Origin of the sequence: Pseudarthrobacter sulfonivorans (genome assembly GCF_014712225.1) — a bacterium.
Classification (GTDB): Bacteria; Actinomycetota; Actinomycetes; order Actinomycetales; family Micrococcaceae; genus Arthrobacter; species Arthrobacter sulfonivorans.
Window position 1 is genome coordinate 176,118 of the sequence record NZ_JACXBW010000004.1, and the last position, 15,911, is coordinate 192,028.

The following is a 15,911-nucleotide window of genomic DNA, read 5'->3' on the forward strand; positions in this document are numbered from 1 at the left end:
ATGAGCGGACGACACACCGGGCGCACCAGCCAGGGACTGCGCATCACCGCGCTGCCCAGAACGCTGAAACTACTTTTTCGCCTCGCGCCCCGCCAACTCAACGACGAAATCGCCTTCGCCAAGGTAGAGCTCAAGCGCAAGGGCATCCAGGTAGGGGTAGCAGCAGCGTTCCTCGCCGTCGCCCTCGTTTTCGTGGCCTTCCTGGTAGTCGGCCTCATCGTGGCTGCCATCATGGGCCTTGCCACCATCATGCCGGCCTGGCTCGCGGCCCTGCTGGTCTGTGCGGTGTTCCTGATCATCGCCCTCATCGGGGCCCTGATCGGCATGCGCAAACTTAAGAAGGCCATGCCCCTGATGCCGGAAGAGACCATCCGGGGCATCAAATACGATCTGGGGATCGCCAAGGAAGGCACGGGCTTCAACGCTGCCCTGCTTGACCCGGCGACCCCCGAGGCCAAGGCCGCAAAGGCCGCCAAGGATGAGGCCGCTGCGAAGGCCAAGGCGGAAAAGGAAGCCAAAGCCGAGGCGCAGAAGGTGGAATTCCCGCATGCATCCGAGCCCGAGCTTCACCGCAGGCTGGAGCAGCGGCGGCGGCACATCGCGGAGGTCCGGGACGAACTGGACACCGAGTTGGACGTCAAACCCCAGGTCAGGTTCCTGGTTGGCGCCGCCAAGGAAAAGCTTGGAGAGGGCAAAGCCGTTTTGGAACAGGGCAAAGCCGTTGCCGCCCAGAAGTTCGCCGCGTTGTCTGAGTCCACGGAAGGTGCCAGCCTTCGCTGGAAACCTCTGGCGGCCCTCGCGGCTTCAGCCGCTATCTTCGTGGTATTGCTGCGCAGGCTGCTCCGGAATCCGTAACGGACCGCCACGTTCACGCTTTGCTTTAGTTCCACGTTCACGCTGTGCTTTAGGAGGAGGAGGGGAGCGGAGTGAGGTTCATCGGCGCTGGTGCGCGTTCCGACCGCCCCCAGATCGACCACGACCGCGTCTTCACCGTCCCCAACGCCCTGACGGTGCTGCGCTTCATGGGTGTGCCGCTCTTCATCTGGCTGGTCCTCGCGCAGAAGGAATACGGCGTCGCCGTGGTTGTCCTGGCCGTCATGGCGGGCTCCGACTGGATAGACGGTTATGTCGCACGCCGCTTCGACCAGGCGTCCAAACTGGGCCGAGTCATGGACCCCCTTGCTGACCGGCTTGCCCTGATCACGGTGGCAGTCACCCTGGTGATCGCCGGCGTCCTCCATTGGCTTTATCTGGCTGCACTCCTGGTGCCCGACGCCGTGCTCCTGGCCATAACACTCTTCTTTTTCCGCGGCCATCCTGATCTCCCCGTGAGCAGGGTCGGCAAAGTCCGCACCGGGCTTCTGCTGCTCGGCACACCCCTGCTGGTCCTGTCACGGCTGGATTCCCCGTTCGGCGGGCCGCTGTTCCTGGCTGCCTGGATTGTCCTGGGCCTCGGCCTCGTCGGCCACTGGATTGCCGCCTACAACTACTTCTGGGCCATTCTGCGGAAGGGCAGAATGCAGTCACATCAGGACGCGGCGGGGCACGACGCCGCGGGGCACGACCGCGCGCGTCGCGGCGGCGAAAATAAAGACGGCGGCACCGCCTGATGGTGTGGGTCGCGGTCCTGCTGGCGGTGCTTGGGGCGTTCTGCCTTGCCTTGGGTGCCCAGAAGCAGGGCAGTGCGGTCAAGGCCGATACCGGGGGTCTGGCGCTGAGTTCAAACGGCTTCCTCCGCCTGCTGCGGAATCCCCGGTGGGTGATCGGGCTGCTCCTGCTGTGCCTGGGGATGGCAATGAACGCGGTGGCGCTGGTCTCCGCGCCGCTGACCGTGGTGCAGCCGATCGGGGCCATCGCGCTGGTCATCACCACCGTGGTGAATGCGCGCGACCAGGACATCACCATCAACCGGGCCACCATGGTGTCCATTGCGGCCTGCGTCACCGGTTCGGCGCTGTTTGTCCTCCTTGCGGTGAACGTGACCCAGGAGAACCACCATGTGAATCAGGAGGACGAGCTCACCATAGTGCTGCTGCTTGCCCTGGCAGTCGGGGTGTTCGGCACCCTGGCGGTGATGTTCCGGCACCGGATGAGTGCGTTTGTCTACATCCTTGGCGCCGGTGTTCTTTTCGGCTTTGTGGCTGTCCTGACGAGGATCATCGGCAAACACCTGCTGGATCCGAACGGGTTGTTCCTGCTCAATGTCCAGTGGTACTCGGTGGTGGCCATTGCGGCAGCGGGCGGCCTCGGTTCCTGGTTTGTCCAAAGCGCCTACTCGGGCGGGCCGCCGGACCTGGTCATCGCCGGCCTGACGGTCGTCGATCCGATCGTGGGAATCGCCATCGGCATCGTGATCCTGGGTGAATTGCGCCCTGACGTCCACGCCGTGATGGCGATTGCCATGGCTGCGGCAGCTTCCCTTGCTATCGTGGGGGTGATCGCTCTTTCCAGGCACCACCCCGAGGTCACCAAGCGCAAGAAAGATGCGCGCAAGGCGGCGGGCAGGGCATCCCACTAGCCTGCTGGCCTGACCAGTCCATTTCCATCACAAGACATTTCCATCCGCAGACTTTCCACCCAGCCGATTTCACCCAGCCGATTCTAAGAGGCCCCGCGCCACCGCGCCGGCGGCCACCCGGTGTTTTCAGCGTCAGCTGCGCACCGTGACCTTCAGGAGCTCTCCACGTGACAACGCCCGCCGACCAGCGTCCCCTGACCATCCTGATAGCCGCGGATACGTATCCGCCCCACGTCAACGGCGCCGCCCAGTTCAGCTACCGCCTGGCGAAGGGCATGACCGGCCGCGGCCACAACGTGAATGTGCTGGCCTGCCGCGCGGACAATGGCGCGAGCTTCACCGAATTCCGTTCAGAGGCCACTGTCCACAGGCTCCGCTCGCACGGCGTCTTCACGCACGAGTACTTCCGCATCTGCTTCCCGTGGGAGATCAAAAAGGAGATCAGCCTCCTCTTCGACCGGGTCAAGCCTGACGTGGTGCACATCCAGAGCCACTACATGATCGGCGAACACGTCCTGTATGAAGCTGTGAAGCGTGGCGTCAGGATTGTGGCCACCAACCACTTCATGCCGGAGAATCTGAACCCCTTCCTGCCGTTCCCGCAGTGGTTCAAGGACATCATCGGCAAGATCTCCTGGAAGGACATGGGCAAAGTCATGGGCCAGGCCGATGTCGTCACCACGCCCACACCCCTGGCGGCCAAGGCCATGCACCAGCACGCCTTCCTCCGCAAGGTGCTGCCCCTGTCCAACGGCATTGATTCGGCCGCCTATGAATTGCAGCCCGGTGAAGTCATCGAACCGCATGCCAACCCGACGGTGGTTTTTGTGGGCCGGTTGGCAGAGGAGAAGCACGTTGACGTCCTCATCAACGCGGTATCCAAGACCCCGGCAGAGCTGAATGTCCATCTGGAGATCGTAGGCGGCGGGGAAGTCCGCCCAGCCCTCGAGGCGCAGGCCAAACGGCTGGGCCTCGAGGACCGGGTAAGGTTCCTGGGCCTGGCCAGTGACGAAGACCTCCGGGAGACCTACATCAAAGCGGACCTGTTCTGCATGCCGGGCACCGCCGAGCTGCAGTCCCTGGTAACCCTCGAAGCCATGTCCGCCTCGACGCCCGTCCTCCTCGCGGATGCCATGGCACTCCCGCACCTGGTGCGCGACGGCGAGAACGGTTACCTGTTCATCCCCAACGACAGTGACGACCTCGCGAAGAAAATCACCCGCATCCTGGAGCTGTCCGTCGAAGAGCGCGCAGCGATGGGCCAGGCCAGCAGGCGGCTGGTGGAACAGCACAGCATCGAGGGCACCCTGCAGACCTTTGAGGACCTGTACCGCGGTGCAAGCTACGAAGACAAAGTGGTCTGAGGCCGGCAGGAAGTCGGCGCCCCGGCACCCGCCGCGACCTGACCAGCACCAGCCGTGGTCTGAGGAAGCGCCCCGGTTTGCTAGAGTGTTTTTGCCCTGCTGAAACCAAAGTCCTCATCGGACCGGGCAGGCAGCGGGCATGGGGCTATAGCTCAGCTGGTTAGAGCGCGGGACTCATAATCCTAAGGTCCTCGGTTCAAGTCCGAGTAGCCCTACCGTGCGGATGCCCTCCGGCCTGCGGGAACGCAGTCCGGAGGGCATCCGTGTCAGAACGATGCCGTTTCAAGAATCCCAGCCGTGAGCCTCTGGCGGATCACCTGTTCTTCTCCGCTCCCGGTAGTCGGTAGGCGCAGGAGCGGAATGCCATGCGTGCGGCAGATCGCGTTCTTGAGGCCGTCCCGGACGCTTTGCCGAGCATCGGCCTCGTGGAAGGCAAAACCGTCGACTTCCACAGCGAGGACAGGCATGTTGGTAATGCGGTTGTAAACGACGAAGTCGACCGTGGCCCGGTTCCTCACATAGGAGACCTGCTCTGGTGTGAGCCTGGAAAGGTCGGGGAGCAGATTGCGCAAAACGACCTGCTGGACAGCGGCAAAATCCTTGTAGGCTTCCTCGGCAAGCATTTCGACGAGCAGCGTCCACACGATGTTTTCCGAAGCAAACCTGGACGTGTTCTGCAGGCGGGATGCCAAGGGCGTGAGCAGCGCAGAGTATTCCTTGTAGAGGAGATCAAATACGGATAGGACTGTGCTTTCAAAGACGCCGTTTCCGGGGTCCTGGTACTGGATAAATTGGACCAGATCGCGAAGGTGACGGCTGGCTGGCAGCATGTCGTGATTGGTCACCAGAACAAACCGTTTCACCGCGCGGGAGACGGCCACGTTGACCAACTGCGGGTTATCCACGAATTCAACCCCGGAACGCCCGTTTCTGGTCTCGTCCAGGACCGTGCTCATGATGATGATTTCCTTCTCACGGCCTTGGAACTTATGGACTGTGTCAGCCTCGATATTGTTCTTGAGAGCTTCCGCGACTTTATCGACCTGCCGACGGTACGGCGTGACCACGCCAATGTCTTCGTGTCGTGCGCCGGAGCAGTAGAGTTCCAGCACCTCCTTCGCAATGACGTCCGCTTCCCGCTGGTTCGTGCGGCCGCCAGCGTGCTGCCGCATATGGTTTCCCTGGACAGTGCGGACGACCGCGAGCGCCCTATTTCCCGGGTCGCGGACGGTGTAAGGGACGAGTTGCCCACCATAAAACTTCCTGTTGCAGAAGTCGATGATTGCAGGATCGCAGCGGTAGTGTTCGCGGAGCATTGTGCGGGGGAGTCCAGCGCCGAAGCGCTCGATGATTGAGGACAGGATGTTGTGCTGCCCGTAGTCGTAACTGGGGGCAGGCGCCGGCCGGGCGCGCGCAGCAGCGCTCCTCTCCGGGATGTGCGGGAGTTGCATTAGATCGCCTACGACGATCACGTTCCGTGCGCAGGAGAGCGCCAGACCCGCAGCCAGCAGATCTACCTGGGAAGCTTCATCGATGATCAGGTAGTCCAGCATGAAGCCCGTTGGGATGCTTCGCCGAAGCGAGTGGCAGGTACTCAGAACCACTGGGTAATCGTTGGTAAACGACTTGAAGTGCCGGAAATAGGTGGCGTCCGAATAACTTGGCGACCGGGCGCCGGCATAGCGTTGAGACAAACTTGCTTTCAGTGCCTGCCGTGACACCTGCTGCAGTTCGTCCTCCAGAGCTGGATAGTTGCCCTGGTCGAGCTGCCCCTCGGCTTTCTCGATCTGCTGTTCCAATTCCGCGATTTTGTTGTCGTAGTAGGCAGCCTGAAGACGAAGGACGACGTCGGTGTCGTAGGGGTCTACGTTCCTCGTTGATCCATATCGGAAACGGCCTTTGAACCGTCGGAAAAGTCTTTTTAGGGGACGTTCGTTGGCGGGGACGGCCGCCGTCTCGGCTAAGTACTCGAGGATACGGCTGGATGGCAGCTTCAGGAGGGGCAAAGCCCGGAACGCTGGCAGCCCGTGACCATCGACGTGGCGGCTGAAGTGACGCCGTTCCAGACTGTAAGCATCCAGTTCCTGCCGCCGCAGGGCCAGTTCCCTGGCCACCGCCTGCAGGTGCTGAAGACGCTCGTCGAGGGCCGAAATCAGGCCGACTGGCGGCATCGGAACAGGGGAGCTTCCGACCCGGCGCTGCACCTCGACGTTTCCGGCGTGCTGTCCCGCGAAAAACTCACGTCGCAAGTCGCTCTTCCTCAAGTCTGCAACGACGTGGCCGAACCCTTCCCCGGCGAGCTTGTCCCGAACGTTCTCTACCGCAGCGTTGTTGAAAGAGACAATGCCCACGGTCTTCCCCTGTGAACGGATGATGTTGGCAACCAGGTTGAGTATTGTTTGCGTCTTTCCTGTGCCAGGCGGCCCATCGATGACGGAGACGCGGTGGGTGAACCCTTTCTTGAGGGCTTCGCGCTGGCTGAGGTTGGACGGGAACGGAAAGATGAGTTCTTCGACCCCGGCCGAGGCCTCCGGGGCTTCCCCGCGAAGATAGAGATCGAGGACGCTCCCGTGGGGGACTGTCTGAAAGTTCTTGTACAACGAGCGCAACGGATCGTTCTGCCCAAGATGGGACACAACGTCTTGCCAGTAGTTGAGGACTTCATAAGCCTCGGTTGGGAGCTCAGCTGCCCGGACGATGCTGAACTCGTCCTGCCCGCATGTTTGATAACTCTCGCGCCCGCCGGCTGAAGAGAAAACTCGCCACCACGTCTGGCCGTGCCCGTCGAAGCGCCACACCTCCGTCACGCCTTGCACGGGTTGGCCGTGAATGCTGACAGTGTCCATGTCGCCTATGGGTGCCTGCACTGGATTACGGAGGATCCGGACTTTCCGGGCCGAGTACCCGTACTTCTTCGGGCCGCCGGAAAGCTGGAAAGTTAAGTGGGTGAAGTCTGCGCCTTCCACGTATTCCAAGACTTCCGAGGTTTTGTCGTCAAAACCCGACTGATCCTGGCGTCGGATGAGAACGGCCTCGCGGCGCGGGTCAGTCATTGCGGTTCCCCCAACCAAAAGAGTGCATCCTTGCACCCCGACCATACCGAAAGGTTCGTCGCACGCCTGCCGTCTGCAGCGTTGAGGTCCAGCGTCCTTCCATCGCCGCCGTTGCAGAGGGTATGGCCAATGCAGTAAGTTACTCACCAGTAACTTTAGTGGGTTTCGGGATCTCCATCCCTTGGAACCCTTCGCCAGCACCGATCCCCAGCGAGGAACCCATGTCCACGAAATCCATTGACATCAACGACCTGCCGTACGCCGACGGTGACTTTTTTGCCTTTGAACAGTTGCTGACCGGCAAGGAGCAGGACCGGCTGGCCGAGATCCGGGGCTTCCTGTCCCGCGAAGTCCGGCCGATTGCCGTGGACTGCTGGAACCGCGGCGAATTCCCCATGGACCTCATCCCGAAGCTGGCCGAAATCGACTTGGTAAGCCCCGTGCGTCGCCAGGGCTATTCGAACGTGTTTGCCGGGCTGGTCCACGCCGAGGCCACCCGGGCCGACGCCTCCATTGCAACGTTCCTGGGCGTCCACGACGGTCTCTTTACCGGCTCAATCGAGGCCCTTGCCTCCCAGGAACAGCAGGAAGCCTGGTTGCCGGACATCTATTCGCTGAAGAAGATCGGCGCCTTCGGCCTCACGGAACCACTTGGGGGCTCAGACGTGGCCGGCGGCACCCGCACCACGGCACAGCGCGATGGCGACACCTGGGTCCTCAACGGCGCCAAGCGGTGGATCGGCAACGCGACCTTCTCCGACTGGGTGGTCATCTACGCCCGCGACATTGCAGACAATCAGGTCAAGGGCTTCCTGGTGGACACGGCGCTTCCCGGCTTCCGCGCCACAAAGATTGAAAACAAGATCTCACTCCGGACCGTCCAGAACGCCGACATTGTCCTGGACGACGTGGTGGTTCCGGACTTCTTCAAGCTCGCCGGTGCCAACAGCTTCCGCGACGCCAACAAGGTCCTCAAGGTGACCCGGCTCGCTGTCGCCTGGCAGGCGGTGGGCCAGCAGCTCGCTGCCTTCGATGTAGCGCGCCGGTACGCCGTGGAGCGCCACCAGTTCGGCCGTCCGCTGGCGTCCTTCCAGCTTGTCCAGAGCCAGCTGGTCCAGATCCTGGGCAACGCAGTCAGCTCCATGGGCATGATGGTCAGGCTTTCCCAGTTGGAGGACGCCGGCCAGGCCAAGGACGAACAGTCTGCACTGGCGAAGGCATTCACCACCGCCCGGATGCGCGAAAGCGTGGCAATCGGCCGCGGCCTCCTGGGTGGCAACGGAATCGTGACCGACTTTGAAATGGCCAAGATCTTCGCTGATGCAGAGGCTATCTACTCTTACGAGGGAACCCATGAGGTCAACACGCTGGTGACCGGCCGCGCCATCACGGGGATCTCAGCCATCGTCTAGCCGGTGATCACCGGTGCCGCGTCCACCCAGGTGACCGAATGACCGCTCACCGGGCCTGCCCGGATGACCGGCAGCAGGATGGACGGGCGCAGGTCCGTCACGAACTCCAGCGGATTGACGTAGTTATCGGCCCGCCTGACGCCCCAGTGCACGCATGGCACCGCTCCGCAGTGACCCGGCTGGAGGGTTCCAATGACATCGCCCTTCGCCACCAGGGATCCGGCTGTCAGCGGGCTTACAACGGGCTCAAAGCTGCTTCGCAGTCCGTCCCCGTGATCGATGGTGATCACGGGACGGTCAACCACCACGCCCACGAAGCTCACGGTGCCGGACGCCGGTGAGGTGACCGGGACGCCGTCGTGCGCTGCTCCAAGATCCACGCCGCGGTGCCCGCTCATCCACGGTTTGTCCGGCGGGTCGAAAGCGCGCAGGACTGCCGGTTTGGGGGAGAGCGGCCAATCCCAGTCAGGGCGCGGGGCTGCCGGCGGCGAGGCCGCGGCCACCGGCAGCAGAAGGGCGGCGGCAAGGACAAGTATCGCTTTCATCTGCCCAGCTTTCCGTGCCGGGTCTGCCGCCGCGAGTGTCCTGCGCCGCCATGTGGAAAACGCTGGCCGAAGGCCTGAATGTCCGGTGGATATCGGTGCCTGTAGTACACTTGGTGGAGCAGTTTGCTGTGCCCTCAACGCATTTGCGTCGGCACGCCTCATTCAGGAATGCGGGGGAGCAGCAACTGACTACGCGCATCCAGACCTCTAATTCCAAAGCCCCGGCTTTGTTTGAGGAGGATTGTGCCTCTTGCGGTCAGGGCCCCGGTCCTGATGAGAGTCGCAATGGGTGCCAGGAGCACGGCCCGCCTTGGGCCACGCTAATCAACCGTCAACTATTGGCAGGGTAAGAGGGCCGCGAGGCTTTCTCATGAATGACCTGCCGGAAGGAGCGTCGGCATGCCCGTCGTAACTATGCGCCAGCTGCTTGACAGCGGCGTCCACTTTGGACACCAGACCCGCCGTTGGAACCCGAAGATGAAGCGATTCATCTTTACGGAGCGCAACGGCATCTACATCATTGACCTTCAGCAGTCGCTGTCCTACATCGACCGCGCCTACGAGTTCGTGAAGGCCACCGTTGCACACGGCGGCACCGTTCTGTTCGTCGGCACCAAGAAGCAGGCCCAGGAAGCAATTGCTGAGCAGGCCACCCGCGTTGGCCAGCCCTACGTGAACCAGCGCTGGCTCGGCGGCATGCTGACCAACTTCCAGACCGTTTCCAAGCGCATCCAGCGCATGAAGGAACTGGAAGAGATCGACTTCGACGACGTCGCCGGTTCCGCGTACACCAAGAAGGAACTGCTGCTCCTTCGCCGTGAACTCACCAAGTTGGAAACCAACCTCGGCGGTATCCGCAACCTGACCAAGGCACCTTCCGTGCTCTGGATCGTGGACACCAAGAAGGAACACCTGGCTGTTGACGAAGCCAAGAAGCTGAACATCCCGGTTGTGGCCATCCTGGACACCAACTGCGATCCTGACGAAGTCGACTTCCCGATCCCGGGCAACGACGACGCCATCCGCTCCGTAAACCTGCTGACCCGCGTTGTCGCCGACGCCGTTGCCGAGGGCCTCATCGCCCGCAACCAGCGTGCAACCGGCACCACCGAAGCTCCGGAAGAGCCGCTGGCTGAGTGGGAGCGCGAGCTCCTCGAAGGCAGCAAGACCGAAGCTGCCGCTGCAGCTCCGGCAGCAGAAGAAGCCGCTCCGGCTGCAGAAGAAGCTGCCGCTCCGGCTGCAGAGGAAGCCCCGGCCGCTGCCGAGGCTCCCGCCGCCGACGCGGACAAGTAAGACAAGTAAATCCGGATTCTCCGACGCTGTCCGCAGCGCCGGATCACTGACAGGATGGCGGCTCACGCGGTGAGCCGCTGTCCTGTCGGTCCGTACACCACATAAATTTTCTAGACAGAGGGGTTCACATGGCGAACTACACTGCCGCTGATATCAAAGCTCTGCGCGAGCGCACCGGCGCCGGCATGATGGATGTCAAGAAGGCTCTCGACGAGGCCAACGGCGACGCCGAGAAGGCCATCGAGATCATCCGCATCAAGGGCCTCAAGGGCGCTACGAAGCGCGAAGGCCGCTCCACCGCTGAAGGCCTGGTTGCTGCCAAGGTCAGCAACGGCGTCGGCGTCATGATCGAGGTCAACTGCGAGACGGACTTCGTTGCCAAGGCTGACAAGTTCATCCAGCTGGCCGACAAGGTCCTGACCGTGGCTGTGGAGTCCGGCGCTGCCGACCTCGACACCCTCCTGGCCACCGAAGTTGACGGCAAGCCGCTGTCCGAGGTTGTCGTCGAAGAGGGCGCAATCCTGGGCGAAAAAGTTGTTGTCCGCAGGATCTCCCGCATTGAGGGCGGCACTGTTGACGCTTACCTGCACAAGACCTCCAAGGATCTCCCGGCGCAGGTCGGCGTCCTGTTCGCTGTCGACGGTGAAGGCGAAGCCGCCGCCACCGCCGCACACGATGTTGCAGTCCACATCGCCGCGATGTCCCCGAACTACCTGACCCGCGAAGACGTTCCGTCTGACCTGGTCGAGTCCGAGCGTCGCATCGCCGAAGAGACTGCCAAGGCTGAAGGCAAGCCCGAAGCCGCCATGACCAAGATTGTCGAAGGCCGTGTCACGGGCTTCTACAAGGGCGAGGTCCTCGTTGACCAGGCATTCGCCAAGGACGCCAAGAAGTCTGTGGCGCAGGTCCTCGAAGAGGCCGGCGTCAAGGGCACGTCCTTCGCACGCTTCCGCGTCGGCTCCTAGTCGAATCCGCAAAGGGGTGGCCACTTCGGTGGCCGCCCCTTTTGCATGCACCGGGCCAGGGCCGGATGAGACCTTTGACCGCCCGGCACGATAACCTTTTTCAGAGTTAACCAACGGGAAGGCACCCATGGAAGCCGTCAATACTTCAAGCCAGGCAGAAAAGAACCGGCGCCGCGTCCTCCTGAAGCTCTCAGGTGAGGTCTTCGGCGGCGGAAAGCTGGGCGTTGATCCTGACACTGTCCGCGGCGTCGCCAAGCAAATCGCTGCAGCAGTTCCCGACGTCGAAGTTGCCATCGTTGTTGGTGGCGGAAACTTCTTCCGCGGGGCGGAACTGTCCCAGAGCGGCATGGACCGTTCACGCGCAGACTACATGGGCATGCTCGGCACGGTCATGAACTGCCTGGCACTCCAGGACTTTTTGGAGCAGGCCGGCGTTGAGACCCGGGTCCAGAGCGCCATCACCATGGGGCAGGTTGCCGAGGCGTACATTCCGCGCCGGGCCATCCGGCACATGGAAAAAGGCCGTGTCGTGATCTTCGGTGCAGGCGCCGGACTGCCATATTTCTCCACAGACACTGTCGCCGCCCAGCGTGCACTGGAAGTCCATGCGGACGTTGTCCTGATGGCCAAGAGCGGCGTGGACGCCGTCTACACCGCTGATCCCAAGAAGGATCCCGGTGCCGAGCGCCTGGACACCCTGAGCTACGACGACGCCCTGCGCCGCGACATCCGTGTGATGGACCAAACCGCGATGACCATGTGCAAGGACAACAACCTGTCCATGGTGGTCTTCGGGATGGAAGGTGAAGGGAACGTTACCCGCGCCATCCGAGGCGAAAAGCTGGGTACCCTGGTGACCCCCTAGCTACGGCTAGGATGATTTCAGGACGGTTCCATCCCCGCTGGCGGGACCAGCGATGGAACCAGGAACACTGAACCAAGATTGTGCAGCCGGCATGCGTGCTGCACTGATTTCTGAGGAGAGACCGTGATCGAAGAAACCTTGCTCGAAGCCGAAGAGAAGATGGACAAGGCTGTCGAGGTAGCCAAGGAAGACTTCGCCTCGATCCGCACCGGACGGGCAAATCCCGGCCTTTACAACAAGGTGCTGGTGGACTACTACGGCTCACCCACCCCGCTGCAGCAGCTCGCATCTTTCGCCATCCCGGATGCCCGCACCATCCTCATCACGCCGTTCGACAAGACCGCGCTGCGCGACATCGAACGCGCCCTCAGTGACTCCGAGGTGGGTGCCAACCCCTCCAACGACGGCAACGTCATCAGGATCACCATTCCGGACCTGACCCAGGAGCGCCGCAAGGAATACGTGAAGATCGTCAAGACCAAGGGCGAGGACGCGAAGATCTCCATCCGCAACATCCGCCGCAAGGCGAAGGAAACGCTGGACAAACTCGTCAAGGACGGCGAAGCGGGCGAAGACGAAGGCAGCCGTGCCGAGAAGGAACTGGATGCCCTGACCAAGTCACACGTTGACGGCATCGATGAGCTGCTTAAGCGCAAGGAAGCAGAGCTGCTCGAAGTCTGATGAGCCAGGCAGAGCAGGCCCCCGCACAGAGGGCGCGCACAAAGGGGAAGCAGCCGCGGAACAACCCGACGCCCAAGGCGGGCCGGAATCTTCCGGCGGCTATTGTGGTGGGGTTGGCCATGCTCATCGGCGTGCTCGGGGGCCTGCTCTTTCTCCCGCTCGGATTCGTTGCCGTCACCACGGGGTTCGCTGTTTTCGGCGTCTGGGAGATTTTTCGCGCCCTCGAGGCCAACGGAACACGGATGCCAATCGTCCCGGTCATGGTGGGCACTATCGCCATGCCGTTCGCAGCATACTTTGGTGGCATGGAAAGCCTGCTCTTTGCCATGCTCCTGAGCTGCGTGGCGGTGCTGCTGTGGCGGTCGGTGGAAAGCCCCGCCGGATCGGCGAACAGCATCTTCGCCGGAGTTTTCACACTCGGCTGGGTGCCGTTCTTCATCAGCTTCGCGGCACTGCCGCTGCACGCCGTCGGTGTGGCCACCCCGGTGGGACTCTGGCCGGGCGGGACTATTCCTCCGGGAGCGTGGCAGGTGGCAGTCATGCTGCTGCTGGTGGTCTCTAACGATACATTCGGCTATCTGGTGGGCGCTTCCCTGGGCAAGCATCCCATGGCGCCGAAGATCAGCCCCAAAAAATCCTGGGAAGGCTTCGCCGGATCAATCGCCGGCGCCATGCTGATCGGAATCCTGGCCTGCATCTTCATTTTGGACAAACCCTGGTGGGTGGGCGTGATCCTGGCCGTGGGCCTCGTCGCGGCGTCCACCGCGGGAGATCTCGCCGAGTCGATGGTCAAACGTGAACTCGGCATCAAGGACATGAGCAGCATTCTGCCGGGACATGGCGGTGTCATGGACCGGCTGGACTCCATCGTTTTTGCCTCACCCGTGGCGTTTGTCCTCTTCTCCACAGTCTCGGGTGCCTGAACCAGCCCGCACCCACCTGATCACGCCCGCCTACCTCGCCGGACATCGGCGGCACCAATAGACTGGTGCCCAACCCGACCCAGCTGAAAAGCAACAAAGGAACAACAGTGGCATTGGATTTTCAACGGAAAATTCCCGCGTCGTTTGAGCGCGTGCGGGGCAACGAGTTTGGTTACAACGCCAAGCAGGTGGACCAGTTCCTGCAGCGGGCCAAGGTGGCGCTCGAGACACCCAAGGCCGCCATCCATGCTGTCAGCAGCTCCGATGTCCGCAGCGTCTCCTTTGACCCGGTCAAGGGGGGCTACTCCGCCGCCGTTGTGGACGCGGCATTGGACCGCCTTGAAGATGCCTTTGCGCGCCGCGAACGGGACGAATTGATCGCTGCGCGGGGCGAGGATGCCTGGCTCCGCGAGATCGGCAACCTGTCCGGGATCCTTCGTGGCCGCCTGCACCGGCCGGACGGGGAACGCTTCCGGCGCCCCGCCAAGAAGAAGGCCCGCAGCTACAACATCCTGGACGTCGACAAGCTTTGCTATGACCTGATCGGCTACCTCGAGGAGGACAAGCCACTCAGCGTTGACAGCGTACGCCGGGCCGTCTTCCGCCCCGCATCGGGCCATGAAGGCTACGAGGAAACCCAGGTTGACGCCTTCCTGGACCGCGTGGTCGAACTCATGGCAGCCATCGACTGACAGGTCTCGGGCCCGCGTCTTACCCAGGGGCCGGCCGCCGTCCCGCCCAGGGGCCCAGCGGCCTTGCGCAGGGCCGGCGGCCTTCCGAGGACGGGGGAGACACCCGGCGGGCTGGCGGCACATGGCGTCCCCGCTCAGCGTTCGGTGACCAGTGGCCGTTCCGGCGTGTGGAGCCGCGTCATGACCCGTGTCATGGTTTTGGGAATCCGGTCTTTTGTCCGGCGTGAGGCGAACACCATCACGGCGAACGCGGCCGGCACGGTCCACGCCGCCGGCTGGGCAAGCCAGAACGGGGTCTCGGCGCCCAGGACGGCACCGCACACCATGGCGCCGCCACAGAGGACCGCGCCGGTCACCATTCCGGCGATGGCGCCGGTGTCCGTGAGTCCGCGCCACCAGATGCCCAGCAGGAGGACCGGGCACACCGTGGAAGCGGTGAACGCGAACACGAGCCCCACACTGCCGGCGAGGGCCATGGAATCGGTGGTTACGGCGAAGCCCAACGGGACGATGGCGGAAACGACAGCCGCGAGCCGAAAACCGCGGATGCCGCCGCCAAGCACGTCCTGGCTGATAACGCCGGCCAGCGAAACCACCAGCCCCGACGTGGTGGATAGGAAGGCGGCAAACGCGCCGGCAACCACCAACGCCGAGAGCAGGTCGCCGGCAGTACCGCCAATCAGCTGTCCCGGCAGGAGCAGAACCACCGCGTCCGCCCGCCCTGACCGGGCGAGCTCCGGTGCGAACATCCTGCCCGCCAGCCCGTACGCGGTCGGAAAGAGGTAGAACACCGACAGCAGGCCAAGCACGATCAGGGTGGTTCGCCGCGCCGAGCTGCCGTCGGGGTTTGTGTAGAACCGCACCAGGACGTGGGGGAGTCCCAAGGTGCCGAACAGCAGTGCCACCAGCAGTGAGACGTTCTGGTACGCGCCGGCGGGAGCCATTGCAGTGGGGTTCACGGCTGCGGGGGCCACGGCAGCGGTCCCGTTGCCGGCCAGAGTGAAAACAATAAACAGGACGGGAACAGCCAGGGCAGTGAGCTTCAGCCAGTACTGGAACGCCTGCACAAAGGTGATGGAACGCATGCCGCCTGCCACTACAGTCAGGCACACCACGATCACCACGGCCGCTGAGCCCACCCACGGCGGCAAACCGGTGGTGATGCGGATGGTGAGGGCGGCGCCGTGGAGCTGCGGCACGATGTACAGCCAGCCGACCACCACCACCACCAGGCTGGTCACCCGCCGCACGGCTCGGGAATCCAGCCTGGCCTCCGTGAAGTCAGGGATGGTGTACGCCCCGGACCGGCGCAGCGGGGCTGCCACAAAAAGCAGCAACATCAGGTACCCGGCGGTGTATCCGACAGGGAACCACAGCGCGTCCGTTCCCGAGAGCAGGATCAGCCCGGCCACACCCAGGAAGCTGGCCGCGGACAGGTACTCGCCACCGATGGCCGAAGCGTTCCACCACGGCCGGACCGTCCGGGAGGCAACATAGAAATCGCCGGTGGTGCGGGAAATCCGCAGTCCGTAGAAGCCGATCACGGCCGTGGCCACCGAGACGACAACTAGGGCCACCACACCGACCGCAGGATTCATCG

At 63.0% G+C, this 15,911-nt stretch carries 14 protein-coding genes and 1 tRNA gene; 12 read left to right on the forward strand and 3 right to left on the reverse strand.

Annotated features, from left to right (window positions below; all coding sequences use genetic code 11):
* The 5 genes from IAQ70_RS07080 (at position 1) to IAQ70_RS07100 (ending at position 4,097) form a co-directional block, all read left to right on the forward strand.
* Positions 1 to 855, forward strand: coding sequence for a phage holin family protein (locus IAQ70_RS07080; RefSeq protein ID WP_190988609.1), 855 nt, complete (start codon positions 1 to 3; stop codon positions 853 to 855).
* A gap of 71 nt (positions 856 to 926) precedes the next feature.
* Positions 927 to 1,610 carry a CDP-alcohol phosphatidyltransferase family protein gene (locus IAQ70_RS07085; RefSeq protein ID WP_190988610.1) on the forward strand — a complete coding sequence of 228 codons (684 nt, stop codon included), beginning with the start codon at positions 927 to 929 and terminating at the stop codon, positions 1,608 to 1,610.
* On the forward strand, positions 1,610 to 2,518 hold the full coding sequence (locus IAQ70_RS07090) for a DMT family transporter (RefSeq protein WP_190988611.1): 909 nt from the start codon (positions 1,610 to 1,612) through the stop codon (positions 2,516 to 2,518). Before IAQ70_RS07085 ends, IAQ70_RS07090 begins: the two co-directional genes overlap by 1 nt.
* A 167-nt stretch (positions 2,519 to 2,685) precedes the next feature.
* The gene (locus tag IAQ70_RS07095; protein ID WP_190988612.1) at positions 2,686 to 3,882 is read left to right on the forward strand and encodes a glycosyltransferase; all 1,197 of its coding nucleotides are present in this window, start codon (positions 2,686 to 2,688) and stop codon (positions 3,880 to 3,882) included.
* A 141-nt stretch (positions 3,883 to 4,023) separates the two neighbouring features.
* Positions 4,024 to 4,097: transfer RNA gene (locus IAQ70_RS07100), tRNA-Ile, on the forward strand.
* Positions 4,098 to 4,148: 51 nt separating this feature from the next.
* Here IAQ70_RS07100 and IAQ70_RS07105 read toward each other — a convergent pair.
* Positions 4,149 to 6,935, reverse strand: a complete 2,787-nt coding sequence (locus IAQ70_RS07105; protein WP_190988613.1) for an AAA domain-containing protein — start codon at positions 6,933 to 6,935, stop codon at positions 4,149 to 4,151.
* Between the two features lie 221 nt (positions 6,936 to 7,156).
* Here IAQ70_RS07105 and IAQ70_RS07110 point away from each other — a divergent pair, with 221 nt between their 5' ends.
* A complete protein-coding gene (locus IAQ70_RS07110) occupies positions 7,157 to 8,347 on the forward strand; it encodes an acyl-CoA dehydrogenase family protein (protein WP_190988614.1) in 1,191 nt (396 codons plus the stop codon).
* Here the strand turns inward: IAQ70_RS07110 and IAQ70_RS07115 are convergent.
* Entirely contained in the window at positions 8,344 to 8,892 is a 549-nt protein-coding gene (locus IAQ70_RS07115) for a M23 family metallopeptidase (RefSeq protein WP_190988615.1), read from the reverse strand. The genes IAQ70_RS07110 and IAQ70_RS07115 overlap by 4 nt on opposite strands.
* A gap of 399 nt (positions 8,893 to 9,291) precedes the next feature.
* Between IAQ70_RS07115 and rpsB the strand changes: the two genes are divergently transcribed.
* The 6 genes from rpsB to IAQ70_RS07145 all read left to right on the forward strand — a co-directional run bounded on the left by rpsB (position 9,292) and on the right by IAQ70_RS07145 (position 14,311).
* Positions 9,292 to 10,185 carry a 30S ribosomal protein S2 gene (rpsB, locus tag IAQ70_RS07120; protein WP_190988616.1) on the forward strand — a complete coding sequence of 298 codons (894 nt, stop codon included), beginning with the start codon at positions 9,292 to 9,294 and terminating at the stop codon, positions 10,183 to 10,185.
* Between the two features lie 128 nt (positions 10,186 to 10,313).
* Positions 10,314 to 11,150 (forward strand): translation elongation factor Ts, encoded by an 837-nt coding sequence (gene tsf / locus IAQ70_RS07125; RefSeq protein WP_190988617.1) that lies wholly within the window; start codon positions 10,314 to 10,316, stop codon positions 11,148 to 11,150.
* A gap of 127 nt (positions 11,151 to 11,277) precedes the next feature.
* Entirely contained in the window at positions 11,278 to 12,015 is a 738-nt protein-coding gene (pyrH, locus tag IAQ70_RS07130) for a UMP kinase (RefSeq protein WP_190988618.1), read from the forward strand.
* Between the two features lie 123 nt (positions 12,016 to 12,138).
* Positions 12,139 to 12,696 (forward strand): ribosome recycling factor, encoded by a 558-nt coding sequence (frr, locus tag IAQ70_RS07135; RefSeq protein ID WP_190988619.1) that lies wholly within the window; start codon positions 12,139 to 12,141, stop codon positions 12,694 to 12,696.
* Positions 12,696 to 13,619 (forward strand): phosphatidate cytidylyltransferase, encoded by a 924-nt coding sequence (locus IAQ70_RS07140; RefSeq protein ID WP_190988620.1) that lies wholly within the window; start codon positions 12,696 to 12,698, stop codon positions 13,617 to 13,619. Before frr ends, IAQ70_RS07140 begins: the two co-directional genes overlap by 1 nt.
* 107 nt (positions 13,620 to 13,726) lie before the next feature.
* A complete protein-coding gene (locus tag IAQ70_RS07145) occupies positions 13,727 to 14,311 on the forward strand; it encodes a DivIVA domain-containing protein (protein ID WP_190988621.1) in 585 nt (194 codons plus the stop codon).
* A gap of 134 nt (positions 14,312 to 14,445) precedes the next feature.
* On the opposite strand, the gene IAQ70_RS07150 is transcribed toward IAQ70_RS07145, so the two are convergent.
* The gene (locus IAQ70_RS07150) at positions 14,446 to 15,909 is read right to left on the reverse strand and encodes a sodium/solute symporter (protein WP_190988622.1); all 1,464 of its coding nucleotides are present in this window, start codon (positions 15,907 to 15,909) and stop codon (positions 14,446 to 14,448) included.
* Between the last annotated feature and the right edge of the window lie 2 nt (positions 15,910 to 15,911).